Consider the following 24,815-nt stretch of genomic DNA (forward strand, 5'->3'; position numbering starts at 1 on the left):
GGGAGCTTGACGCCTACCTGGACCACTACAACCGCCGGCGACCCCACCGGGCCTTGGGGGGCCTGGCCCCTTTAGAGTACCTGGCTAGAATACGGGGAGAGGCGGTCCCCACAGAGTCTCAAATGTGTTGACCGACTACAAAGGCTTGACCCGCTCAAGGAGCAAGCCTATACTTAGCTCGCCCGGCGAGGGCTCGAGGGAGCCTTGGCGGATAGGCTGAGGCTTTCCTGGCGAGGTGAGAAATGCCCTTTACCAGAGAGGATAAAGCCCGTATTATCGCGCAGCATGCGCAGAAGCCCGGCGATACCGGCTCTACAGAGGTGCAGGTGGCCCTTCTAACCGAACGCATCAACCGCCTTTCAGCCCACCTCACCGCCAACAGGAAGGACATGTCCGCCAAGCGGGGTCTTCTCATGTTGGTGGGGCAGCGCAAGCGGCTTTTGCGCTACCTGGAAAGAAAAGATGAGGCCCGCTACAAAGCCCTCATCGAGAGGTTGGGTCTTCGGAAGTGAAAAAACCCCCGGGGCCTCCCCGGGGATTTTTATGTACAATGGACTTAGCTCGGTAGGCGGGGCCCGGGGTTGGCTCCGCTGGCATCTTGGTGTTGGGAAAAGTGCAACGTGCAGAGCCAGCTGGGGAAGAACAGAGCAGATCGGTGGAAAATATGCGCGCCCAGCGCATAATCTGGGCTATTGGGAGCCACCATGAGTCAAGCCAATCCAGTACCCCAAGGCAAGCGCTACAGCGTGGAGCTAGGGGGCCGTACCCTGAGCATCGAAACGGGAAAGTACGCCAAGCAGGTCTCGGGCTCAGTCTGGGTGCGCTACGGGGACACCGTGGTCATGGCCACCGCCCAGGCCTCCGAGAACCCCATTGAAGCCGATTTTCTGCCCCTCACGGTGGAGTTTGAGGAGCGCCACTACGCCGTAGGACGCATTCCCGGTAGCTTCATGCGCCGGGAGGGCCGGCCTGGCGAAAAGGCTATACTATCAGCCCGTCTGACCGACCGGCCCATCCGGCCTTTATTCCCCAAAGGATTCCGCCACGAAGTACAGGTCATCATCACCGTGCTCTCGGCCGACCAGGAAAACACCCCGGACATCCTGGGTCCCATCGCCGCCAGCGCTGCTCTGATGCTCTCCGACATCCCCTGGGAAGGCCCCATCGCCGCGGTTCGGGTGGGCTTGCAGGGCGACCGACTGGTGCTAAACCCAACCGCCCAGGAGGAGAGCCAGCTCGACTTGGTGGTAGCCGGCTCCAAGGATGCCATCATCATGGTGGAGGCCGCGGCCCAAGAAGTCCCGGAGGACAAGCTGGTGGAAGCCCTGGAGTTCGCTCACCAGGCCATGCAGCCCATCCTGGAGCTGCAAGAGCAGATGCGCAGCGAGCTGGGGAAGGAAAAGTTCACCTTTACTCCCCCTGCCAAGCTCGAGCCCGAAGTCCAGGCGGCCCTCTACCAGCGAGCCACGGAGAAGGGCCTTTCCAGCGTGCTGCAGACCGCCTCCAAGGGTGAGCGCTCCAGGGCTTTGGAGGCCTTCGCCCAGGCGCTGGTAGAGGAGTTCGCACCCCCTGCCGAGGACGGCACGGTGGACAGCCTCCGGCGCAAGCAGGTGGCTGAGGCCTTTGATGAGGTGGTCCGCAAGGAGCTGCGCCGACTGATCCTCGAGGAGAACCGGCGGGCCGACGGGCGCACCCCTACGGAGATACGGCCCATCTGGATAGAAACCGACGTTCTCCCCAAAGCCCACGGCTCGGCCCTCTTCACCAGGGGCGAAACACAGGTATTGGGGGTAGTAACCCTGGGTACCGGCCGGGATGCCCAGCTGGTAGACGACCTAGGGATTGAAACCGAGGACCCCTTTTTGGTCCACTACAACTTCCCTCCCTACTCTACCGGCGAGGTGCGGCGGCTGCGCGGGGTGAGCCGCCGGGAGGTGGGGCATGGCAACCTGGCCAAGCGTGGCCTCAGAGCGGTGTTGCCGAGCCAGGAGGAGTTTCCCTACACCATCCGGGTGGTGGGGGACGTGCTGGAGTCAAACGGTTCCTCCAGCATGGCCACGGTCTGCGCGGGCTGCCTGGCCTTGTTGGACGCGGGAGTTCCCCTCAAAAAGCATGTGGCCGGGGTGGCCATGGGTTTGGTGAAGGAAGGGGAGCAGGCGGTGGTGCTCACCGACATCCTAGGGCTGGAGGATGCCCTGGGCGATATGGACTTCAAGGTTACCGGAACCCGCGATGGGATCACCGCACTGCAAATGGACATCAAAATCAAAGGCCTGTCCCCCGCGCTGATGCGCCAGGCCCTCTACCAGGCCCGGGAAGCCCGGCTGCACATCCTAAGGCTTATGGAGCAAGCCCTGCCCACCCACCGCGCCGAGATGAAACCCCACGTGCCGCGCATCCTTGCGCTCAAGGTGAGCCCAGAGAAAATTGGGCTCATCATTGGCCCTGGCGGCAAAAACATCCGGCAGCTCGAGGAGCTAGGTGTGGAAATTGACATTGAACAAGACGGCACCATCCGCATCTATAGCGCCAACGCTGCTGCTGCTGAGGAGGCCAAAAAGCGCATCCTAAGCCTCACTGCGGAGGCCAAGGTAGGTGAGATATACGAGGGCACGGTCACCCGGATCACCAACTTCGGTGCCTTTGTGGAGATTCTGCCGGGCAAGGACGGCCTCCTCCACATCAGCCAGCTCGCCAAAGGGCGGGTGGAGAGGGTGGAGGATGTGCTGAAGCTCGGCCAGAAGGTGCGGGTCAAGGTCAACAGCATTGACGAGCAGGGACGGGTCGACCTAATCCGACCGGAGCTGGAGGGAATAGTACCCCGCCGTCCCGCCAAACGCTAGCCGTGTGCATCCGCGCGGCCGTTCAGCCTCGGGGTGGCGACCCCGAGGTGGCCGCAGGAGGGAACATGAACGAGAGTTCCAACCCCATTCGTCCCCGGGGGCCGCGCCGCCGGCAACCCCGGCCAAAACCCAAGGAGCCCATCCTCCTAGGCAAGCCTGGTGGAGCCGTTGAAATTGTCTTCCTCGGTGGGACCGGAGAGATTGGAAAGAACATCACCGTGTTCCGGTACGAGGATGAAATGTTCGTTGTGGATGGGGGCCTGGCCTTCCCCGACGAGCACATGCTGGGGGTGGACATCGTCATCCCCCGGATTGACTACCTGATCCAGAACAAGGACCTAATCAAAGGATGGGTACTTACCCACGGCCACGAGGACCACATCGGGGCCTTGCCCTACCTGTTCCCCCAGCTCCCCAAGGTACCGGTCTATGGGGCCCGGCTCACCTTAGGCCTGGTGCGAGGAAAGCTGGAGGAATTCGGCATCAACCCAGGCGAGTACAACTTCAAAGAGGTCTCCACAGACGACCGCATCCGCATCGGTCGCTACTTCCTTCTGGACCTCTTTCGGATGACCCACTCCATCCCCGACAACTTCGGAATGGTCATCCACACCCCGGTTGGAAAAATCGTCCATACCGGCGACTTCAAGCTCGACCCACGGCCTATTGATGGCCAGACCTCCCACCTGGAGAAAATCGCCCAGGCTGGGGCTGAAGGGGTGCTCTGCCTAATCGCCGACTCCACCAACGGCGAGCGGCCTGGCACCACCCCCAGCGAAAGCGAGGTGGCCGAGGAGCTGGACAAGGTCATCGGTGCGGCCAAGGGGCGCATCTTTGTGACCACCTTCGCCTCCCACATCCACCGCATCCAGTCGGTGGTCAGCGCAGGCGAGAAGTACGGGCGGAAAATAGCGGTAGAGGGGCGTTCGATGCTCAAATACGCGCGAATCGCCCTCGAGCTGGGTTACTTCAAGCAAAAGGACCGTTTCTACACCCTGGACGAGATCAAGGACCTGCCGGATGAGCAGGTGCTGGTCATCGCCACCGGTTCTCAAGGCCAGCCCGAGGCTGCCCTATCCCGGCTGGCCTCGGGGAACCACGCCAAAATCGCCATCAAGGAGGGCGACACGGTTATCCTGAGCAGCAGCCCCATCCCCGGCAACGAGGAGGCGGTGAACACCATGATCAACCGCCTGTATGCCCTAGGGGCCTATGTCTTCTACCCGCCCCGCTACAAGGTCCACGCCTCGGGACATGCCAGCCACGAGGAGCTCAAGGCCGTTCTGAACCTAGCTCGGCCCCGCTTCCTCCTACCCTGGCACGGCGAGGTACGGCACCAGGTCAACTTCAAGTGGTTGGCGGAAAGCCTGCCCAACCCCCCGGAGAAAGTCCTCATTCCCGAGAATGGGCGGCTCATCCGGCTCACCTCAGACCGCATAGAGTTCGATGGTAAGGTGCCCCACGGGCAGCTCTACGTGGACGGGCTAGGGGTAGGCGACATCACCGACGAGATACTGGAGGACCGCAATCACATGGCCGCCGAAGGGGTGGTGGTCATCACCGCGCTGGTGAGCCGCGACCCGTTGGTGGAGGTGATCTCCAAAGGGTTTGTGAAGGCCGGAGAGCGGCTTCTGGGCGAGGTGCGGAGAATGGCCCTGGACTCCCTCCACCGGGGAATGCGGGAGAAAAAGCGGCTGGAGGAGATTCGCGACGACATCTACTACCCGGTGAAGAAATTCATCGCCAAGAACACAGGCCGCAACCCGGTAATCCTGCCCATCGTGATACAGGGGTGAGGAACCCCAGAGGAGCCCCCAACCCCGTACAGGCCAGGGCCACCGGGACGGGGCCTGGCGCCCTTAGTCCGCCGACCCCTCCAGTACCCCCAGGGCCGCCCGGTACATTACCTGCAGGTTAGGCCTAAGGCCTGTCCAAAGCTCAAAGGCCAAGGCCCCTTGCCAGACCAGCATGGGCACACCCCCCAGGGTGGGCAGCCCGGCTCGAGCCGCCTCGCGCAGCAGGCGGGTCTGAAGGGGGTTGTACACGATGTCCACCACCGCGGCCGAGCGAGGCAGAAGCCCTTCCGGCAGGGGGGAGGAGTGGGGGTCCTTCATCCCCACACTGGTGGCGTTCACCAGGAGGTCGCAACCCAGAACCGCCGTCTCCAGGTCGTCCTCTGCAACCAGCTGGGCCCCCAGGTCCCGGCAGAGGGCCCTGGCCCGCTCCAGGCTGCGGTTGTGCACCCTCACCCAGGCCCCTCCTTCTCGAAGGGCATAGACCACGGCCCGGGCTGCCCCCCCAGCCCCCAGGACCAAGGCCCTCTTCCCCCGGTAGGCAATACCGGCCTCCTCCAAAGCGGCTATAAATCCGGGCGCATCGGTGTTGTGGCCGATTAGTTTGCCATCCCTTACCTGTATGGTGTTGACCGCTCCAACAGCTTGGGCCTCTGGGCTCAGGGCGTCAAGCCAGGCCAGCACGCTTTCCTTGTGGGGGATGGTGACGTTGACCCCTACATACCCCCGACGCACCTCCTGAAGGCGCTCCTCCAGGCGCTCAGGGGGGGTTTCTAAGGGCCGGTAGGAGCCTGAAAGCCCTGCCGCCCTCAAGGCCGCCTCCTGCATGGCCGGAGAAACCGTGTGGTGCAAGGGGAACCCTATGAGACCTAGCTTCACAAAAGGATTCTACGGCCTAAAGGCGGGCCCGCCCAGGGTACCCACCGACCACCTTACACTCCCACCGGCTTGGCTTGCTAAGATAAAGTTGGTGAGGAACCTGATTTTCTCCTTGCTGTTGCTGACCAGCCTGGCGCAGGCGCGGACCTACGTCGTTCCCATAGAGGGGACCATCGACGGGCCTTTGGCCACCTTTGTGGAGCAGTCGCTGGCAAGGGCTGAACGGGAGGGGGCCAGCGGGGTGGTCTTCCGCATCAACACCCCTGGAGGGCGGGTGGACGCCGCCATCCGCATCACCGACCGCATCCTGGCCTCCAGCGTGCCCACCTTGGCCCTGGTGGAAAACGCCTTTTCCGCAGGGGCCCTAATCTCTTTAGCGGCCCAGCAGATCATGATGCTACCCGGCTCCAACATCGGCGCGGCCCTGCCAGTCACGGTAACACCGGTGGTGGGAAACACCAACCCCGCCGACCGTAAGGTCATCTCCGCGCTCAAAGGCAAGTTCCGCGCGGTGGCCGAAGCCCGCGGGCGGCCAGCCAACATCGCAGAGGCCATGGTTGACCCCGAGATAGAGGTACGGGGCATCACCACCAAGGGTGAGCCCCTGACCCTCTCGGCCAAAAAGGCGGTGGAACTCAAGGTGGCCGACGCCGAGGTGGCGAGCCTGCGGGCAGCCCTGGAGAAAGCAGGCTTTAGCGACGAGGTGGAGACGCTCGAGCCCGGCCCCCAGGTGCGGGTCGCCCGCTTCCTCACCGACCCTACCATCGCGGCCATCCTGCTGGCAGTGGGGGTTTTGGGGCTGGTGCTGGAGTTCTTCACCCCGGGCACCTTCATCCCTGCTATCGTTGGCCTCACCTCTTTGGGGCTCTTCTTCCTCGGAGGGTACCTGGCTGGGCTTTCCAGCGCCCTTACCGTCATCCTGCTCTTCGCTGGGCTACTCCTGGTCGCCTTTGAGCTCTTCGTTACCCCAGGCTTCGGCATCCCAGGCCTGGTGGGCCTTGGACTGATTGGGGCCTCTATTTACTTCACCTTCGGGGACGAGGCTCTGCAGGTGGGCTCCTACGCCATCATCGGCCTGGTGCTGGGGCTTTTCCTGATGTTCCGCTACCTGCCTAAAGGCCGGGCTGCCCGGCCCTTTGTGCTGAGCAGCGCGGTGGAGGAGAAAGCCCCACCCAAAAACGAGCTGGAGTCGCTGCTGGGGGCCATCGGCGTTGCCCTGACCGACCTGCGCCCCGCAGGCACCGCCCAGTTCGGCGAGCGCCGGGTGGACGTGGTCACCTCGGGGGAGTTCATCGACCGCGGGCAGACCATCCGGGTGATCCAGGTGGAGGGCCCGCGGGTGGTGGTGCGGCGGGTGGAGGGCTGAGGCCCAGATGACAGGCGGGTGTATACAAGGTTTTAGGAGGAGTTCATGGAGATAGGCATCCTAATCCTCGCAGGTATCGCGCTTCTAGCGGTTTTCCTCTTCTTCTATCTGGTTCCGGTGCCCCTCTGGATCACCGCGCTCTTCTCTGGCGTGAACGTACCCCTCACCTCACTGGTGGGGATGCGCTTCCGCCGGATTCCCCCGGCCAAGATCGTGAACCCCATGATCAAAGCCTTCAAAGCTGGCATCCCGGTGGAAACGGCCAAGCTCGAGGCCCAGTACCTGGCGGGGGGTAATGTGGACCGGGTGGTGGACGCCCTGATCGCCGCCGACAAAGCTGGCATCAAGCTCAACTTCGACCGGGCCGCGGCCATCGACCTGGCAGGGCGCGACGTGCTGGAGGCGGTCAAGCTCTCGGTCAACCCTAAGGTCATCACCAGCCCTACGGTGGCTGGGATGGCCAAGGATGGCATCCAGCTCCTGGTCACCGCGCGCATCACCGTGCGGGCCAATATCGACCGGCTGGTGGGTGGGGCTGGGGAGGAGACCATCGTGGCCCGGGTGGGCGAGGGTATCGTGGCCTCCATCGGCCAGTCAGAGGACCACAAGATGGTGCTGGAACAGCCCGACCGCATCTCCAAAACCGTGCTGGCCAAAGGTCTGGACGCAGGCACGGCCTTTGAAATTCTGTCCGTAGACATCGCCGAGGTGGATGTGGGCAAGAACATCGGCGCCCAGCTCCGCACTGACCAGGCCGAGGCCGACAAGAAGATCGCCCAGGCCAAGGCTGAGGAGCGCCGGGCCATGGCGGTAGCCCTGGAGCAGGAAAACGCCGCCTTGGTGGAGGCCATGCGGGCCAAGCTGGTGGAGGCCCAGGCTGCGGTTCCTCTGGCCCTGGCCGAGGCCCTTCGGAATGGCCGCATAGGGGTGATGGACTACTACCAGCTCAAGAACATCGAGGCCGACACCGATATGCGCGAGTCCATCAGCCGGGCCAGCGGCGGGGCCACCCCTGAGGGAGGCTCGGGCACCACCAGCCCGCGCTAGGGGGCAGTATGGGCCTAGACGACCTACTCGGCCTGCTTTTTCTCTTCTTCTTCATCATCCTTCCAGCCCTCCAGGGCTTTCTGCGGCGCGGGCAGCAGATACCCCCCGATTTTGAGCCCGACGAAATTCCCCTCCCAGGGGAAAACCGGCCGCCGCCCGCCCCATCCAGGCCCAGCCCAAGCCCCACACCCCAAACCACCCCGCCCCAACCCTCAGCCCCACCCCCTGCGGCCCGCCCGGCTCCGCACAGCCCTCCCGGGGTCCCCAAACCCCAGGCCCCCCGACCCAAACCTGTCCCCACCCGAGCCAAGGGGGAGGAAGCCAGGAGGGAGCCTCAGACCCGAAGGGAAACCGAGCCTCAGGCCCCACCCCCGCCAACACCAAAGCCCCCTCGCTGGCAACTGTCCACTCAGAGGGATGCTATTCTGAATGGTGTGGTTTGGCACCAGATACTGGCCGAACCCAGGAGCCGATATTGGAGAAGGGTAAGGAAACCAAGGCGGTAGTACCCCTGCGCTCCCCTCAAGAAGCCCTGGCCCTGCTGGGCCAAGGGGATAGGCACCTCAAGACCCTGCGCAAGCTTCTCCCCGTCCAGCTCGTGGTACGGGGGCAGGAGGTGCGGATCTCTGGTCTGCCCGAGAACGTGCGCCTGGCCGAACAAGTGGTGCGGGACCTGGTTACCCTGATACGCCAGGGGGCCGAAATCGACACGGGAATCCTCGAGCAGGTCGTCCTGGTAGCCGAGAACGGGCAATCCTTCCCGGAAGAAACCTCAGTCCCCAGCCTGGAAGGGGAAATCGTCCTGCCCGGCCGGCTCAAACCCAAAACCCCCGGCCAGCGCAGGTACGTAGAAGCTATCAGCACCCACGACATCACCTTTGGAATTGGCCCCGCCGGAACCGGCAAAACCTACCTGGCGGTAGCCATGGCGGTGGCCTTCCTGAAGGCCAAAAGGGTCAAGCGAATCATCCTAACCCGGCCCGCAGTGGAGGCCGGGGAACGGCTAGGCTTTCTGCCTGGGGATTTACAGGCCAAAATCGACCCCTACCTGCGCCCTCTCTACGACGCGCTGTTCGACATGATTGACGCGGAGCGCTTTGAGCAGTACATCCAGTCTGGGGTCATTGAGGTGGCGCCACTGGCCTTCATGCGGGGGCGTACGCTAAACGACGCTTTCATCATCCTGGATGAGGCTCAGAACACCACCCCCGAGCAGATGAAGATGTTTCTAACCCGGATGGGCTTCAACAGCCGGGTGGTCATCACTGGGGACATCACCCAAATAGACCTGCCCAAGGCTCAAAAAAGCGGCCTGGTGGAGGCTTTGCGCGTCCTAAAAGGCATCCAGGGTATCGCCCAGCAACGCTTCTTGGAGTCGGACGTGGTGCGGCACCCCCTGGTGGCCCGCATCATCAAGGCCTACGAGTCCTACGAGTACGAGACCGAGCGCTCCTCATAGATGGCCACCGTTGCCCTAGTTGCCCATGTCCGACTACCCAGAGGGATCAGGAGCAAGCTCAGGCGGGTCTTGCAGCAGCTCATGGTTGAGCTGGGGCAAGGCGACAAAGCCCTGACCCTGGTCCTAACCGACGACACAGAGGTACGTGCGCTCAAAAAGGCCCACTGGGGTGAGGACATCCCCACCGATGTCCTCTCATTCCCCAGCTACGAACCCGGCGACCCGTTTGTCCCTCCCCATCTGGGGGACATCGTGATCAGCCTTGAGACCGCCCAGCGGCAAGCAGAAGCCTTGGGCCACAGCCTAGAGGAGGAGTTGCGGGTGCTGGCCGCCCACGCCCTGTGGCACCTTCTGGGCCACGACCACCGGAGCGAAACCGAGTGGGCCGGATTCCACCGGGTACAAGCCCGGGCGCTGGAAATTTAGGCTCAGAAGCGGAAGGTTATGCCAATTCCAAAGCGCACCCCATCCCCCCGTGCACCGTCCCCTACGCCGGTAGCGATGTCTAGGGTCAGGTCGGCCCCCAGAGGCCGCAGGGTGTAGCCCAAGGTCAGCTCCGGTCGGGGTTGGGGAAACACCTCACTGCTGAAGCGGAAGCGCAGGTCGCCTTGCTGGTACTCCGCAAACACCGTCTGATACCCCCGCAGGTCCACGCTGTAAGCAAAAAACAGCTCGGGGAGCAGGTAGCGTCCGATGGTGAAGCGGGTCTCCTCGAGGGTACCTCCATTGAGGGCAGGGATCTCCACCCGCACCTGGTCCAGCCCCAGGGCCTTGGCCAGCTCGCGCTCGAGCTGGCCCACGATGAAGTTCTGAACCGCTGCTTGCAGGCCCGTCTGGGCGATGTCGGCCGGAAGGGCCGAAAGGTCAGAGCGGCCCAGCAGCAACAGGGCATAAATCTCCGCATCGGTGTAGGCCTGGCCGTCGGCCTTGCGAGCCAGCTCGCCGTTGCTCCAGGCGGTGAAGGAGGGGGTGAGGCCGACCTTGATGCGTCCGTTCTGGCGCAAAAATTCGCCCTTCAAGGTGAGGTTGATCTGTACGCGCCGGTTTTCCTGACCCCGATCCTGCACCGTGGTATCGGCAACGATCTGCAGCTCCGGCAGGATACCCGCCGAGGGCGAAAAGCGAGCGTAGCTGCGTTCCTGGCCCCGATCGCGGACGGTGAAGTCGCGGTCCCAGAGCTTGAAATTGCCCCGCAAGGGCACCACCTCCCCGGAAAGGTAGGGGTCGGCCAGGCTGCCCCCCAGGTAGACCTCGCCGGCCAGCTCGCCTTGGACCAGCGATTCCTGGATCAGGACGCCCCGCTCAGCGCGGAACTGGATGTTGGCGAACTCCAGGGGTACCCCTGCGGCCGGCGGGGTTTTGGGCTCAGAGGCCGGGATAGAAACCTCCTGCTGCCCCTCGGGAAGGCCCAACCGAGCCCGTAGCACCTCCACCGCCCCCTGGGCAATGTAGACCCCGCGTTGGTAGCGCAGGATTAGGTTGGTGTCCAGAAGACCCTCCAGCAGGAAGTAGCGCGGATAGCTCACCGGAACCAGCCCCTGCAGGGTCAGCACAAGCTGGGGGAAGAGTGTCCCGTACAGCCGAGCTCGCTGGTTGCGCAAGGAGGCGTCTATGGTGTAAGCGGGGTAGCTGAAGCTCAGGTCAAAGGGTTCACCCGGGTTGAGCAGGGGCGGGTTGGCGGTTCCAGAGGCCCGTACGGTGAAGCCGTTCAGGCTCCCCTCACCAGACAGCTGGGCCTGGGCGGGAAAGGGCGCGGTAAGCAGAATGCGCCCTTCCGCACTGGCGGTGTCCGCCACCCGCAAAACCGCGCGGGGGGTTTCGGCCTGTACCGGACCCAGCTTGAAGCGGAAGTTCTCCAGGGTCAGGTCAAAGACCTGTCCACTCGAGCGAAGCCTCAGGGTACCGCTGCCCTCTGGAGCCAGGGGCTTGAGGTTGGGCAGCACCTGCAACACCGGGGTAAAAACGGTGTTCTCCAGGTCCAGCCGCAGGTTGCTGCCCCGACGCCCGTAGTACCCCGAGCCGCTCCAGGTGCCCTTGCCCGTAAGGGCCAGGTGGTCTATGTAGAGCCGCTCCCCCTCAAAGCGCAAGGCTGCGCTGCCCACCAGGGCATCGCCCCCTCCCTGAAAACGCAGCCGCTCCCCCACCAAGACCCCCTGAGAAGCCCAGGGGTTGGCGAGGTCAAGGCTGAAGCGGGCCTGACCCGTCCAAAAAGCCTGGCCCGCCAGGTCGCCAGCCCAGGTGGAGAACAACCAGTGCAGCGGAAAGGCCACTGCCCTGGCTTCCCCCTGGAGCCGATGGTTCTGCACTCGAAGCCGCAACCAGGTGCGTTGGGAACCCGCAATACCGTCCTGACCCAGGCTCCCTTCCCCCAGGGGACGCTCTAGGCTCAGCTCAGCCTGCATGGAGCCACCCTCCCAACTCCCGCTTAGGCGGCTGGCCAGCGCCAGGTCGTCCCCCTTGACCCGAAGCGCCGGGCTGCTCGCCCCGAACACCAACCGCCCCCCCGCGTACTCTATGAGGCCGGTGACGCGACCCTGAATAAAGGGCAAGCGGGTGCTTATCCAGGGCACCTCCTCCAGGGCCAGGTCGCTGAACCCAGCCCGGGCTTCGAGACCAGCCTGAGCGAGGCGTGCCTCTAGGCGCAAGCGGCCTAGGTCGCCGCTCAGGTTGCCGCTGGCCTCCAAAGCCCCCCTTCCCTCCAGCTCGAGCTGGAGGCGGCTGGCCAGGGGTTCCAGTGGGAGTTCGGCGCGCAGGCGGCCCTGCCAGGCTCCAGCGGCGTATCCCATCTGGCCCTCGAGCCAAGGGCCTTGGGCCAGCAAGCGGGCCTCCAACAGACGGCCTTCAAGCTGGAGCCGCTGCTCCTTGGCGTCGCTGTAAACCAGGCGCCAGGCCCCGTCTAGACCTACCTGTCCCTCCAAAGCCCCTACCCTCCAGGGAAGCCAAGGGGTCTCGGGATGGGTCGCGCGGATTTGAAGCTCCCTTCCAGCCCCTTCCAGGGCCACCTCAAGGCCGTAGAGGGAAATTTTCAGGCCCCCGCTAAGCTGCCCCTTCGAAAAGAGCAGCATACCCGTGCCCAGCTCAGGCGCGGAAAGCCGCACCTCGTAGGTGCGCAGGTCCAGCTCAGCCCGGAAGCTACCCTCAGCAAAGGGGTAGACCGCCTCTAAAAGCCCACCCCGACCCCGCACCTCCACAGGCCCAAGGGGGAGCTCCCCCGAGGCACTGGCCTCAGCAAGGTTGACCTGCAGGGAGGAAGGGGCCCCAGGGCGGGCCAGCTGGAGGGAGGGGTAGGCCAAGCGCAAGGCCATCCCCAACACCTGGCCGTCCACCACCGGGAGGCCCGTTCCGGAGAGCTCGAGGTAGCCCTCGCGAAAGGCCACCCGCCCCGACCAGGCGCCGTTGTAGGCCACTGCGCCCGACAGGTCCCCCTCCAACTGGGCCTCCAGCCGGCCCTCCTGCCAAAGCGCCACCACCTTTCCCTTCCGCCCCCCCCCTTCCCAACCCAGGTCAGCCTGCAGGTTGCCCCAAGGACCCTCCACCCCCCCGCTCAGGTAGAGCCCCTCCACCGGGCGATACCCCTCCAACCGGAGCCAGAGGCTCCCAGGGCTCAGGCGGGCTTCCAGACCCGGGGCCTGGAGCCTGAGACCATCCTCCTGGCCCTCCAGGGCCACCTCCTGCCCGGCCACCCGGTACCGACCCACCAGCCAACGGCCAGGGTAGACGCCCTGGGCCTCCAGGCTCCCCAGCCCCCGCGGTAGGGCGCCCCCATAGGACCAGCTGAGCCGAAGGGGGTTGAGGTCAATCCGGGCCAGCAGGGGGTCCAGCCCATCGCGGCCGCGAAGGTCCACCTCCTGCCCCCGGGCCGTGAGCTCCACCCTCCCCCATTCGGGCATCCAGAGCGAACCATCGCCCCGCAGCGCCAGGGGCGAAGCATCCAGTTCAAACCGGCCCTCAAAGCGCAAATCGGCCGGGCCCGACCAAGGCCCCCGGGCCTGCGCCTCAAGAACCCAGCGCCCTGGCTGGGACCAGCCCTCGCGGAGCCGGAGCTGGAGCCGACCCTGCCAACCCTCGCGCCCCTCCAACCAAACCCGGCCCTCCTCCAGGTCGGCCCGGCCCGTCCAGCGCCCCCCTACCACCGGGAAGTCCAGGCTTACCAAGCCGCTGGGGGCCCCCGCGGCCCAGCGAACCAACCCGGTGGCATAGGGCCCTTCGAGCCGCAGCCGCAGCTGGCCGTCGTAAAAAACCTCAAACCGCTGCCGCTCGTAGCGCCCGGCCAGCTGGCCCTCCAGCCGGGCCGGCCAGAAGCTCCCTTCGGCCAAAAGGTTGGGGCCGGTGAGCCGGAGGGGCAGCTCGAGCCCCTCCCAGGGCCCCTCCCCCTGGGCCACCAGGTGGAGGGGCAGCCCCAGAAAGGGCTCCAGGCTGCCGTCGAAGTTCAGGCGAAGGTGGTGGTTCTCAAGGCGCGCGGAAAGCCCAGCTCCCCAGGCCTCCGCCCAAAGCCCCTCCCGGTAGCCAAACCTGAGCGCAATCTCGGCACCCCGGCCCACAAGCCTTCCCTGTCCCCTCAGCTCAGGGCGGCTCAGGCTTCCACCAAGCCCCGCCTGAAGCTCGAGGGCGGCCACCCCTAGGCCCTGGCGGTAAGCCAGGTCGCCCTGAAGTGCGCCATCCAGGCCAGCAGAAGCCCGAACAACCGCGCCATAGGCCCGCCCCTGGGCCAAAACCCGGGGGCCCTGGCCCAGCAGGGCCAGGTCTACCTGCTCTCCCCGAAGTTGTAGGCGCCCATCCAAGGAACCCTCCAGCAGGTCCATCCGGCCCGCCAGGGTGAATCGGCGGTCCAAGGCCTCCACCTGGCCCTGCCCTGAAACCCTCGCCCGCCTCAGCAGAACCCCCTGCCCTTCAGCCTCTAACCGCAAAGGGGCATCCCACACCAACCCCCAGCTTGCCCCTTCCCCAAAAACCCTCAGGGGGCCGCTTTGCTCGAGGTAGCGCAATCCCACCAGCCGCCCGCTGGCCTGGTACCGACTACCCAGGGTGTACAAGGAGAGCTGGGCTTGCGCGTAGGGCCCCTCGACCTCCAGCTTAGCCTGACCCCGCTGCTGGGCCAGGGTGTAGCTCCCGTCTGCGCGCAATCGGGTCCACGGGGTGTGGAGCTCCAGCCCAACCTGGGGGCGCTGAGGGCTTCCCCCAAGCTCGGCCTCTGCCTCCAGGTGGGGCCCCCTGTAGGCCAACCGACCCTCCAGCCGCTCCCCCAGGGTAAGCTCCCCCTCGAGATCGCCCGTACCCACCAGGCGAAGCGGTCGGCCGGGCTCGAGCTCCAGCAGCACCCCCGCGTGGTACTGGGGCAAGAAAGCCGAAAGGGAACGGTCCTTGTAGTCCACCTGAACTTCCTGGCCATAGGCCCATAGGCGCCCTTCCAGTTCACCGCGCCCCTCCAGGTCCAGCCAGCCTCGCAACCGACCCTGCACATCGGCAGCGAACGTCCGGGCCAAAGGCCCCGTCTCCAGATCAAGGTAGGCCCTAAGCCCCTCCACCTCCACCTGCCCCTCAGGCAGGCTCAGGGTAGCCCGCAGCCGGCTTAGGTCTGCCCCGTAAGCCTCCAGCCGGGCCTTCAGGGGCAGGCCAGCGTAGGTGGTGCGCAGCTCGCTCCACAGCTCCAGGGCCTTCCCCGCCAGCTCCCCCTCCACCACCCCGCCGCGCCCCTGCCAGCGATAGGGCCAGCTCACCCGCCCCCTATACGACAGGCCGCGGCCTGAAAGCGCCAGGGGCCCCTCCAGCCGCCAGGTCTGCTCCAGCACATCCGCCTCAAACCGCCAAGGCAGGGGCTCCAGGTAGGGTAGGCCGTAGGTACCCTGCCCCGAAGCGGACAGGTTCTCCCAAGGACCATAGACCGCGAGCGTACCCCGCAGGTAGGGGAGCCGAAGGCTACCCCGCAGGTCCAACCCCTCCAGGCTGGCCCAGCCCTGGAGCCGCGCGTAGGGGCTCTCCAGCTGGGCACGCACCGGCCCCAGCAGGCGGGTGCCGCTGAGCCGGGCTTGGCCGTAGGGGGTATCCAGGGTCAGCTGCCCGCCCCGCTCCGACCAACCCCCCCGCAGGCGGCCCGGAAAGCCCCAGGGCTCCAGGCTGTAGTCAGCAGCAACCAGGCGGAGCCGCAACCCCTCAAGCGGCTCCGACGCCGGCTGGTAGTCCCCCACCACCCGCAGACGGCCGTTTTGGAGCTGGGCGGCATAGGTCAGCTGGGCCCCCTGGCCGCGGAACTCCATCTCGCCCTCCAGCTCTGGAACCCTCAAGCGCCCCTGGTAGGCCAGCCGGGGAAGGTCAAGCTGGCCCCGCAGCTCACCCCAGTAGCCGCCGTAGGCCAGGCGTCCCTGCAGACCAAGGCTCCTCCAAAGCCCCCGGCCTGCAAGCCGGCCATAGGGGGTGGTGAGCTCCAACTGCCCTCCCTCGAGGTTCCCCCGGGCCCAAAGGCGGGCAGGCTGTCCGCCCATGCGCAGGGGAAGCGCGCCCTCAAAGGGAAAACCTGCCCGAAACAGGACCCGTCCCTCCGGCCAGCGCAGCTCGCTCCGGCCCACCCAAAGGGGAACCTCCTCCACCTCCACGCCGCCCGCCGAAGGCAGGGTAAGCCGTCCGGTGAGGTTGGGGACCGGCCAGATCGGGCCCGAAAGCCGGGCGTAGCCCTCCGTGCTCAGCCAAAGCTCCTCGCCCCGGCCCTCAAGCCTCCCCTCGAGCCAGGGGGAGTCGAAGCGCACCTCCCCTGTGTAGCCCCCCGCCCGTAGGCCCAGGCCGGCCTCCAGCCGCAACTGCGGGGTAAGCCGCAAAGGTCCCTCAATGCGCAGACCCTCCCCGTCGGCGCGGATGCGCAGGGTTTCAAGCCGGGCCTGCAAGCCCTCCGCGTTCGCGGTCCCCTCCAGCCTAAGGGGCCGGAAGGGGGTCTGCACCACCCCCCGGTAGCGGGTGGCCAGGTCGTAAAGCTCCCCCACCAGCTGCACCCGTTCACCCCTGAGGCCCCAGGTCCCGGAAAGCCGACCGCCGCCGTAACGCACATCGGCGGAGAGCCGAAGGGGCTCCAGGAGCGCGATGGGCAGCTCCCGCACCTCCAGGCTAAGAACCCCCCCGGCGTAGCTCCCCTCTCCGTAGCGGCTGGAAATCCTCCAGGCTGAACCCTCCTGCCGTAGAGCGATGGGAAAGCGGGTGTAGGGGGAGTCGTAGCCCAGCTCGGCGCTGAAGCGGCCTGCCTTGAAGCGGCCTGAACCGCTCAGGCGGCCTACCAACATCTCGAGGCCGCCCAGCCGCAAGCTCAAGTCGTCCCAGAACCCCCGCAGCTCGAGCTCCCCCAGCCGCCCTCCCACCCGAGGCCCCTCTCCCTCCAGCCGTCCCGAGAGGCTGAACGGCCGGGCCAGGGGCAGGCCAACCCCCTCTGAGAGCACCTCGAGGGACCAGCGTCCACCCTGGGCCAAAAAGCGCAGCTCAGCCTCGCCCAGCAGGGGGCGCGGCCAGACCAAGACCCCCTGCCCCTCCAGCCGGGGCCCTTTCCCCCAAAGGCGTAGGTTGCTGTGGTAGACGTCTCGCAGGGTCACGGTGTAGGCATCGTCTCGCAGGGCCACCCGGGCCTGGAAGGTGCGGTCAAAAATGGCCCCGTCCACCACGGCGTCCAGGCGGAAGCTCTGGTCAAAGGCCAGGGTCCCCTCGTAGGTCAGAGGCTCACCCAGAAGGCGGCCCTCCCCGCTGTAGCGGCCGCTGAGCTCCAGCCTCTGCCAGCCCCGCCCTTCCAGCACCAAAGGCCCACCCCCCTCCACGGGCAGCCGGAGGCCAAAGTGCTGGGCTAGGGCAGGAAGGGTGGGCCGCCCCTCTACCCGGAAGCGGTACTCCTGGCGGGGCAGGTCCACCGTGGCCGAGCCCCTTAGGGGGCCGTCAAGACCGCGCCCTACCAGATTAGCCGTCACCACCTGCCCATCAAAATCGGCCTCACCGTAAATCTGGCTCAGGGCGAAGCCCACCAGGCGAACAGAGGCATTCTTGATCCGGTTTCTCCCCAGAACGCCATTTTTCACCTGAGGCCCCACCGTCCAGCTCCCCTCCACCTCTCCCGACTCCAGGCCGCTGAACCAGTACCGCGCCGCTCTCAGGTCCCCTCGAAACTCAACCTGCCAGGCCTCCAGCTCCCGCCCAGTGCGGTAAACCACGGCGCTTAGACGGCCCTCGGGCAGGTTCAGGACCACCTGGTACGGCCCCGAACCCCGCACAACCGCCCGCAGGGGGGGCAAAGGAAACGCCTTTCCCTCCTCCAATTGCACGCTCACCCGATTGAGCGCCAGCTCGTCAATCCGCAGGCTGAAAAGGGACGGAGGAGCAGACCCGGCCCCTTGGGGAAGGAGGGCCTCCCAGGACAGGTGCAGGTCCCCTTCCTCAGCCCAGATGCGCAAAGGCAACTCCTTCCGCCTGAGGCCGAGCAGGTTGTACCCCAGCCGCAACCGGCCGGCCTCGAGCCTGAGGCCCCTACCCTCCAGCCGGACCTCCCTCAGCTCAAAGCCCACCAGCAGGTACCCCCCCGCAGCCCGCCAGGTGGCGCGGAAGCCCGCCGCTCTAAGGCCCTCTTGGAGGACGTAGGTGATGAGGGGTGGAAATGCTGGGAGCCCCACCAACAGGAGGAGGAAAAGAGGCGCCCAGCGCAAAAATCGCACGATTTTTAGTCTAGACCAGAAGTCTGAGCAAAATCTAGGAAAACCCCCATGAAAAGCCAATCAAGGGGCCTAGAAGGATGCGACAAAAACCCCCGCTCCGCGTATTCTGGGAATCATGCGCCTGCACCCTGAAATCGCCGAAGCCCTGCAAACCCGAAAACCGGTGGTGGCCCTGGAGTCCACCGTCATCACCCATGGGCTCCCCCGTCCCACCAACCTGGAGCTTGCCCGGACCCTCGAGGCCACCGTCCGGCAGGCCGGAGCCATTCCCGCCACCATTGCCGTGGTAAAGGGCCAGGTGGTGGTAGGGCTGGAGCCGGAAGAGCTGGAGGCCCTCTCGAGGGACGAGGGTGCCGAAAAGGCCAGCCTGTGGAACCTCGGGGCTCTCCTTGCCCAGGGGAAGTGGGCTGGAACCACCGTGGCCGCCACCGCCTTTTTGGCCCACAAGGCGGGCATCCCCGTCTTTGCCACCGGGGGCATCGGGGGGGTACACCCCCACCCCTACGACGAGTCGGCAGACCTGCTCGAGCTCTCCCGCACCCCTATCCTGGTGGTCTCCGCCGGCCCCAAAAGCATCCTCAACCTGGCAGCCACACTGGAGCGGCTGGAGACCTTCGGGGTGGCCCTGCTCGGCTACCGCACAAACCACCTACCCGCCTTTCACAGCCCCCAAAGCCCCTACCCCCTGCCCGCCCGGGTGGAAAGCCCCGAGGAGGCCGCTAGGGCCTTCCTGGCGGCCCGAGGGCTGGGGCTCCCGGGGGCCACCCTGGTCCTCAACCCCATATCCCAGGGCCTGCCCTTTGGGCAGGTCCAGCGCTGGGTAGAACAGGCCACGCAGGAAGCCGCCCGGGCCGGGGTAATCGGCAAGGCCCTGACCCCCTTCCTGCTGCGGCGGATTTCCGAACTGAGCGGGGGGCAGACCGATGTGGCCAATCTCCGGCTCCTGCAGGAGAACGCCCGTCTGGCGGCGGAGATTGCGCGGGCCCTAGCCCAGGACGGAGAGGCCCCGAAGCGTTAACTCCAAGACCGCCCTCAGGCAGTGGCGTAGAATGGGGGAAATGTGCGAGCTGGGCAAGCGGCTGAAGGAGGCTCGGGAAAGCAGGGGGCTGGAACTTGGGAAGGCGGCCGAGGCGCTCAAGGTGCGCCGGGCAGTGCTGGAGGCCCTGGAGGAGTGCCGCTTTGATGAGCTGCCCGAGCCTGCCCTGGCTCGAGGCTACCTAAAGCGCTACGCCCAGCTCCTGGGGCTTGATCCGGCCCCCCTGCTGGCCCTCTACCCCAGCAACCTCCCCCCTGAGCCCACCAGAACACCTCCCCCCCCGCAACCCCCCCCCCTCAGATGGTTCTGGCTGCTCCCGCTGGCCCTCCTGCTGGCCTTCGGAGCCTGGTGGGCCTTGCGTTCGGCAGCCCCTTCCCAGGCGACGCCCCCGGCCACTCCCTCCCTCCCCCCGCCCCCTCAGCAGGTCAGCCTCCGGGTCAGCACCGACCCCAGCGGGGCGCGGGTCTATCTGGACGGCTTTCTTCTGGGGCAGTCCCCCCTGGAGGTTCGGGTAGAGGCAGGGGAGCGCACCTTGCGGGTTGAGGCTCCAGGGTACCGCAGGCACGAGCAGGTGCTCGACCTGCAAACCGACCGCAACCTGCGCCTCACCCTGACCCCCCTGCCCGCCAACCCCAGCCCCACCCAGCCCTCCCCCAGCCCGGGCACCCCTCCCAGCGGCCTGCTCCTCCGCTTTGAGGGGACGAGCTGGCTGCGCGTGGCTGACGGACGCACTGGCCAAATCCTCTTCGAGGGCACGGCTGGACCGGGCACCCAGCAAAGCTACCCCTTGCCCGTGAACGTGCGGGTGGGCAACGCGGGGGCGGTGCGGGTCATTCTGAATGGGCGGGACCTGGGCGTTATGGGCAACCCCGGCCAGGTCGTGAACCGGCGCTTTGAGTGAGCCCCAGCGTAACCCGCCGCTCAGCCCACTGCGAGACGCAGGTCCACCACCCCCAGCCCTCTAACCCAGCAGGCCTTCCCCAGGGGTGCGTTTTTTCGCTGGGAAAGCCGGGTTATCCTGAAGGGTGAGGCTATGGCTGAGCGCTACACCCCTCCCCCGACCCCGCAGTACGCCCTCGAGTCCGGCCCCATCCTGCTCAAGGACGGCCGCACCGCTACCCTGCGCCCGGCCCAACCCGAAGACCGGCCCCTCTTCGTGGAATTTCTCCAGCGCCTCTCCCCCCAAGCCCGCACCTTCCGCTTCTTTTCGGAAATAGACCCCGAGACCGCTGCCGACCTCCTCCTGCGCAAGCCTCCCGACGAGGACAAGGTCACCCTGGTGGTCCTCACCGGCGACCCTGAGCGCATCATCGCCACCGGTGAGTACGTGCAAGAAGGCCCTGGCTCTACCTCGGCAGAGGTGGCCTTTCTGGTGGACGACTGGTACCAGGGCCGCGGCCTAGGCTCCCTGCTCCTGGAGCGGCTGGCCCTCATCGGGGTGCGGCGGGGCATCCGGCGCTTCCACGCCTACACCCTGGCCGAAAACAAGCAGATGCTGGATGTCTTCAAGGCCAGCGGCTTCAAAATTGAGGCCCACAACGAGGCAGGAGAGGTAGAGGTCAGCTTTGAAATTGAGCCCAACCCCGAGATGCTGGCCCGCTTTGAGCTGCGCGAGCGGGTGGCTACGGTGGCCTCGCTCCTGCCGGTGTTGCGCCCGCGGGGCGTGGCGGTGGTAGGGGCCTCCCGCGACCCGGAGAGCGTGGGCTACAGGGTGCTGGAAAACCTGGTGCTGAACCGCTTCCAAGGGCCGGTCTACCCGGTCAACCCAGCCGTCGTGCCCGCTGCAGGCGAGGTGCCGGTGGTGGGTTCCATGCTGGCCTACACCTCCATCAAGGCGGTGCCCGGCCCGGTAGACCTGGCGGTGCTCACCACCCCTCGGGAGAAGGTCCTAGAGGCCGCTGAGGCCTGCGGTCAGCGGGGCGTGCGGGCTTTGATGGTGGTCACCACCGATATGGAGCCGCCCCAGACCAAGGCCCTGGTGCAGACCTGCCGCCGGTACGGCATGCGCCTGCTGGGCCCAGGCTCGCTGGCCCTCATGACCACCAGCCCAGAGGTCCAGCTGTGCGCTGGGCTGGCCCCAAGGCTACCGCTCAGGGGCCAGATTGCCATGTCAAGCCAGAGTGGGGCCGTGGGCCTGGCCGTGCTGGAGTACGCCCGCGAGATGGGTCTGGGGTTCTCCAACTTCGTCTCGCTGGGCGCCAAGGTGGACATCTCCTCCAACGACCTGATCCAGTACTGGGAGGAAGATCCCGAGACCGGGCTGATCCTGCTCTACGTGGAGTCGTTTGGCAACCCCAGGCGGTTCGCGCGGCTTGCCCGACGGGTGGGGCGCAAAAAGCCCATCCTGGCAGTGCGGCCGGGTCGGGACGCGGTGGTGGAGGCCCTCTTCAAGCAAACCGGGGTGGTGCGGGCCGAGAACCTTGAGGAGATGTTCGACATCGCCGCCTTGCTGGCCCACCAACCCCTGCCCGAAGGGCCACGGGTAGCCCTGCTGAGCAACGCTTCGGGACCCGCCTACCTAGCCAAAGATGCCCTCGAAACCGAGGGAATGCAGGCGGAGGTGCTGGACCTGGGCTCCCGGGCCTCGGGCCAGGCTTACCGGGAAAACGTCAGAAGGCTCCTCAAGGAGGGCTTCCACGCCCTCATCACCCTCTTTGTTCCGCTGGGCTACGCCACCGTGGAGGAAGTCCAGCAGGCCCTGGGTGAGGCCTTCCAGGAGGCCCGCCGCCAGGGGGTGGACATTCCCTTGCTCACCTGCTTCATGAGCGCGGGAAGGCCCCGGGTGCAGCTCGAGGGCGAGCAAATCCCCACCTATCGCTTTCCAGAGTCGGCCGGGCGTGCCTTGGGCGCGGCCTATGCCTACGCCCAGTGGAGAAAAACGCCCCCTGGAGAGATTCCCGACCACAACGTCCGCGAGGACGAAGCCCGAGCCCTGGTAGCCGGGGCTAGGGGCCTGCTGAAGCCCGAAACGGTCCAGGCCCTGTTGGACTGCTTCGGCCTTAGGCTATCCCCTCCCCCTAAAGGGGCCATCCCCCTGGCCCTACGGGTTCAGCATGACCCCCTGTTCGGCCCGGTGCTCTCCCTGGCGCTTACCGGGCTGCCCCTGGGCGAGCAGCCCCTCGGCCTGCGCATCACCCCCCTCACCGACCGCGAGGCTGCGGAGATGCTGGCCCCTCTGGGAGGAATTGCTCATCTGGAAAGCCTCCAAGACCTGCTGCTACGGGTCTCCCGGCTCCTGGAGGAGCTGCCCGAGGTGGAGGGGCTCGAGCTGCGGCTGGCCTCGGGGCCTGAAGCTACCGCCATCACTGAGGCCCAGGTACGGCTCAAAGGGCCTTCTCGGGAAGACCCAAAGCCCTCGTGACCCACCCCACTTTGAACTTTGGGGTGCCCTCTGCTAAATTAAACTAACGAGCGTTAGTTTGATCAGGAGGAGACATGCCCGGCAGATACGGAGTTCCCACCGACCCCGACTACCAGGAGCGCCTGGCCGAGTTTGAAGCCCGCATCCGACGGGGTGAGAAGATAGAGCCTGGCGACTGGATGCCCGAGGAGTACCGCCGCCAGCTCATCCGGATGATCTCCCAGCACGCCCACTCCGAAGTGGTGGGTATGCTCCCCGAAGGAGCCTGGATTACCCGTGCTCCCAGCCTCAAGCGCAAGCTCATCCTCATCGCCAAAGTGCAGGATGAGGCCGGGCATGGTCAGTACCTCTACCACGCCGCTGAAACGCTGGGCGTACGCCGCGAGGAGATGCTGGAGGCGCTGCTTTCGGGCAGGGCCAAGTACTCCTCCATATTCAACTACCCCACCCTCACCTGGGCCGACATCGGCACCATCGGCTGGCTGGTGGACGGAGCGGCCATCAAAAATCAGACCATGCTGGCCCAGTGCTCCTACGGACCCTACAGCCGCGCGATGGTGCGGATCTGCGCTGAGGAGACCTTCCACCACAAGCAGGGCAAGGAGATGGTGCTGCTCTACGCCCACGGCACCCCCAAGCAGCGGGCCATGGCCCAAGACGCCATCAACCGCTGGTGGTGGCCGGCCCTGATGATGCTGGGACCCCACGATAAAGACAGCCCCAACACCGAGGTGCTGGTCCGCTGGGGCATCAAAACCAAAACCAACGACCAAGTACGCCAGGAGTTCATCAACGAGCACGCCCCGGAAATCCTGGCCGCGGGCCTGAGCATTCCCGACCCCGAGCTGCGCTACGACGAAAAGAGCGGGAACTGGCTGCACGGCCCCATCAACTGGGAAGAGTTCTGGCAGGTGGTGGGCGGCAACGGCCCCATGAACAAAGAGCGGCTGGAGGCCCGCCGCCGCGCCCACGCCGAGGGGGCCTGGGTGCGGGAGGCGCTCCAAGCCTATGCGGCAAGACAGCAAAGAGCCGTAGCGGTGTAGGAGGGCCCGGATGGACACCCAATGGCCCCGTTGGGAGGTCTTCAAGCAAGATGCCCCAGGAAAGCCCCACCAGGCGGTGGGCTCAGTGCACGCTGCCGACCCCGAGCACGCCCTTCTGACCGCCCGGAATGTCTTTGCCCGGCGGCCCCAGGCGGTAAGCCTGTGGGTGGTGCGGGCGGAGGAGGTCTTTTCCTGGACCAAGGAGGAAATAGCCCAGGACCCAGCGCTGCAGGGTGGGGCCACGCCAGCTCGAGGCCTCCGGCCAACCAGCTACCTGGTCTTTCGCAAAACCAGCCACAAGCGCTCCATGACCTTTGTGGACCACGTGGGGGAGGTACAGGCCTGCTCACCTCAGGAGGCTCTTAGGGAGGCCCTGGCCCGCTTTAGGGATGCGGAAGGGCTGGCCTGGTGGGTGGTAGCCGCTGAAAAGGTGCACAGAAGCGACCCCAGCCAAGAAACTGTGGAGAGCTGGTTCGCCCCGGCCAAGGAGAAAACCTACAAACAGCAACAATACTACACCACGGTGAGCGCGAGCCGGCCCAAGCGGAGGGGGGAGGATGAAGCCTTTGGTGAAGGATGCGCTCATTGCTAAGCTGACCACCCTGGCCGACGACGAGGTAATCCTGGCACACCGCAACAGCGAGTGGGTGGGGCACGGGCCCATCCTGGAAGAGGACATCGCCCTGGCCAACATCACCCAGGATGAGCTGGGCCACGCCATACTCTGGTACGGCCTGCGAAAAGAGCTGGACGGCAGCGACCCTGACCGGCTGGCCTTCTTCCGCGATGCTTACGAGTACCGCTGCTGCGAGCTGGTGGAGCTACCCAAGGGCGACTGGGCCTTCACCATGCTCAGGCAGTACCTCTTTGACCTGTACGAGTCGCTTTGGCTCGAGGCTGCCCAACAAAGCACCTACCCGCCCCTGGCCGGGGCCGCCCAGAAAATCATCCGTGAGGAGCGTTTTCACCTTCAGCACACCCGGGCCTGGGTGGAGCGGCTGGGCCTGGGGACCGAGGAGTCCAACCGACGGCTACAGCAGGCCCTAGACTTCCAGTGGGGCTACGCCCAGCAGCTTTTTGTGCCCATCCCTGGCGAAGAGCTCCTGGTGGCCGAGGGCATCGTGCCCGACCTAGTGCCCCTCAAGGCACGGTGGCTCGAGCAGGCCAGCCGCCACCTGCAAAACGCCGGCCTCAAACTGCCCATCAATCCGGGATACCAGCCTACCTCGCGGGAGCAGCACACCGAACACCTGTGGAGCCTCCTGGCCGAGATGCAGTCCACTGCCCGTTGGGACCCAGAGGCCAAGGTCTGGTGA

General features: G+C 66.0%; 15 protein-coding genes and 1 pseudogene. 14 read left to right on the forward strand and 2 right to left on the reverse strand.

Translation table 11 applies throughout. The features are described 5' to 3' along the window. The 4 genes and pseudogenes from NZ849_RS03690 to NZ849_RS03705 form a co-directional block, all read left to right on the forward strand. Positions 1–220: pseudogene (locus NZ849_RS03690) on the forward strand (integrase core domain-containing protein); the annotation flags it as partial. Positions 221–242: 22 nt separating this feature from the next. Further along, entirely contained in the window at positions 243–512 is a 270-nt protein-coding gene (rpsO, locus tag NZ849_RS03695; protein ID WP_295404228.1) for a 30S ribosomal protein S15, read from the forward strand. A gap of 192 nt (positions 513–704) precedes the next feature. Beyond that, positions 705–2,843, forward strand: coding sequence for a polyribonucleotide nucleotidyltransferase (gene pnp / locus NZ849_RS03700; RefSeq protein WP_295404233.1), 2,139 nt, complete (start codon positions 705–707; stop codon positions 2,841–2,843). Between the two features lie 65 nt (positions 2,844–2,908). After that, positions 2,909–4,639, forward strand: a complete 1,731-nt coding sequence (locus NZ849_RS03705) for a ribonuclease J (RefSeq protein ID WP_295404236.1) — start codon at positions 2,909–2,911, stop codon at positions 4,637–4,639. Positions 4,640–4,702: 63 nt separating this feature from the next. Here the strand turns inward: NZ849_RS03705 and NZ849_RS03710 are convergent, their stop codons facing one another. After that, positions 4,703–5,515: a shikimate dehydrogenase gene (locus tag NZ849_RS03710; protein ID WP_295404239.1), complete on the reverse strand. Its 813-nt coding sequence runs from the start codon at positions 5,513–5,515 to the stop codon at positions 4,703–4,705. Positions 5,516–5,606: 91 nt separating this feature from the next. Between NZ849_RS03710 and NZ849_RS03715 the strand changes: the two genes are divergently transcribed. From NZ849_RS03715 to ybeY, 4 genes are all read left to right on the forward strand, one after another. Then, positions 5,607–6,881, forward strand: coding sequence for an NfeD family protein (locus NZ849_RS03715; RefSeq protein WP_295404242.1), 1,275 nt, complete (start codon positions 5,607–5,609; stop codon positions 6,879–6,881). A 45-nt stretch (positions 6,882–6,926) separates the two neighbouring features. Continuing rightward, on the forward strand, positions 6,927–7,928 hold the full coding sequence (floA, locus tag NZ849_RS03720; protein ID WP_295404245.1) for a flotillin-like protein FloA: 1,002 nt from the start codon (positions 6,927–6,929) through the stop codon (positions 7,926–7,928). Positions 7,929–8,403: 475 nt separating this feature from the next. After that, positions 8,404–9,387: a PhoH family protein gene (locus NZ849_RS03725; protein WP_295404248.1), complete on the forward strand. Its 984-nt coding sequence runs from the start codon at positions 8,404–8,406 to the stop codon at positions 9,385–9,387. Beyond that, positions 9,388–9,813: an rRNA maturation RNase YbeY gene (gene ybeY, locus NZ849_RS03730; RefSeq protein ID WP_295404251.1), complete on the forward strand. Its 426-nt coding sequence runs from the start codon at positions 9,388–9,390 to the stop codon at positions 9,811–9,813. A 2-nt stretch (positions 9,814–9,815) separates the two neighbouring features. Here the strand turns inward: ybeY and NZ849_RS03735 are convergent, their stop codons facing one another. Then, positions 9,816–18,059 carry a translocation/assembly module TamB domain-containing protein gene (locus NZ849_RS03735; RefSeq protein WP_295404254.1) on the reverse strand — a complete coding sequence of 2,748 codons (8,244 nt, stop codon included), beginning with the start codon at positions 18,057–18,059 and terminating at the stop codon, positions 9,816–9,818. Between the two features lie 115 nt (positions 18,060–18,174). On the opposite strand from NZ849_RS03735, the gene NZ849_RS03740 reads away from it, so the two are divergent. The 6 genes from NZ849_RS03740 (at position 18,175) to paaC (ending at position 24,815) form a co-directional block, all read left to right on the forward strand. Beyond that, positions 18,175–19,077, forward strand: a complete 903-nt coding sequence (locus NZ849_RS03740; RefSeq protein WP_295404256.1) for a pseudouridine-5'-phosphate glycosidase — start codon at positions 18,175–18,177, stop codon at positions 19,075–19,077. Positions 19,078–19,117: 40 nt separating this feature from the next. After that, positions 19,118–19,996 (forward strand): RodZ domain-containing protein, encoded by an 879-nt coding sequence (locus NZ849_RS03745; RefSeq protein ID WP_295404259.1) that lies wholly within the window; start codon positions 19,118–19,120, stop codon positions 19,994–19,996. 132 nt (positions 19,997–20,128) lie between these two features. Continuing rightward, the gene (locus NZ849_RS03750) at positions 20,129–22,456 is read left to right on the forward strand and encodes a GNAT family N-acetyltransferase (protein ID WP_295404262.1); all 2,328 of its coding nucleotides are present in this window, start codon (positions 20,129–20,131) and stop codon (positions 22,454–22,456) included. Between the two features lie 74 nt (positions 22,457–22,530). Beyond that, a complete protein-coding gene (gene paaA, locus NZ849_RS03755; protein ID WP_295404264.1) occupies positions 22,531–23,499 on the forward strand; it encodes a 1,2-phenylacetyl-CoA epoxidase subunit PaaA in 969 nt (322 codons plus the stop codon). Positions 23,500–23,509: 10 nt separating this feature from the next. Continuing rightward, positions 23,510–24,091: a phenylacetic acid degradation protein gene (locus NZ849_RS03760; protein WP_295404267.1), complete on the forward strand. Its 582-nt coding sequence runs from the start codon at positions 23,510–23,512 to the stop codon at positions 24,089–24,091. After that, positions 24,057–24,815 carry a 1,2-phenylacetyl-CoA epoxidase subunit PaaC gene (gene paaC, locus NZ849_RS03765; RefSeq protein WP_295404270.1) on the forward strand — a complete coding sequence of 253 codons (759 nt, stop codon included), beginning with the start codon at positions 24,057–24,059 and terminating at the stop codon, positions 24,813–24,815. Before NZ849_RS03760 ends, paaC begins: the two co-directional genes overlap by 35 nt.

It is taken from the genome of Meiothermus sp. (assembly GCF_025060375.1).
GTDB lineage: Bacteria > Deinococcota > Deinococci > Deinococcales > Thermaceae > Meiothermus.

Excerpts from the sequence above, each read along its gene's own strand:
- paaC (WP_295404270.1), top strand. The coding sequence starts at position 24,057 with ATGAAGCCTTTGGTGAAGGATGCGCTCATTGCTAAGCTGACCACCCTG.
- floA (WP_295404245.1), top strand. The coding sequence starts at position 6,927 with ATGGAGATAGGCATCCTAATCCTCGCAGGTATCGCGCTTCTAGCGGTT.
- rpsO (WP_295404228.1), top strand. The coding sequence starts at position 243 with ATGCCCTTTACCAGAGAGGATAAAGCCCGTATTATCGCGCAGCATGCG.
- NZ849_RS03740 (WP_295404256.1), top strand. The coding sequence starts at position 18,175 with ATGCGCCTGCACCCTGAAATCGCCGAAGCCCTGCAAACCCGAAAACCG.
- paaA (WP_295404264.1), top strand. The coding sequence starts at position 22,531 with ATGCCCGGCAGATACGGAGTTCCCACCGACCCCGACTACCAGGAGCGC.
- NZ849_RS03760 (WP_295404267.1), top strand. The coding sequence starts at position 23,510 with ATGGACACCCAATGGCCCCGTTGGGAGGTCTTCAAGCAAGATGCCCCA.
- ybeY (WP_295404251.1), top strand. The coding sequence starts at position 9,388 with ATGGCCACCGTTGCCCTAGTTGCCCATGTCCGACTACCCAGAGGGATC.
- NZ849_RS03745 (WP_295404259.1), top strand. The coding sequence starts at position 19,118 with ATGTGCGAGCTGGGCAAGCGGCTGAAGGAGGCTCGGGAAAGCAGGGGG.
- pnp (WP_295404233.1), top strand. The coding sequence starts at position 705 with ATGAGTCAAGCCAATCCAGTACCCCAAGGCAAGCGCTACAGCGTGGAG.
- NZ849_RS03750 (WP_295404262.1), top strand. The coding sequence starts at position 20,129 with ATGGCTGAGCGCTACACCCCTCCCCCGACCCCGCAGTACGCCCTCGAG.
- NZ849_RS03705 (WP_295404236.1), top strand. The coding sequence starts at position 2,909 with ATGAACGAGAGTTCCAACCCCATTCGTCCCCGGGGGCCGCGCCGCCGG.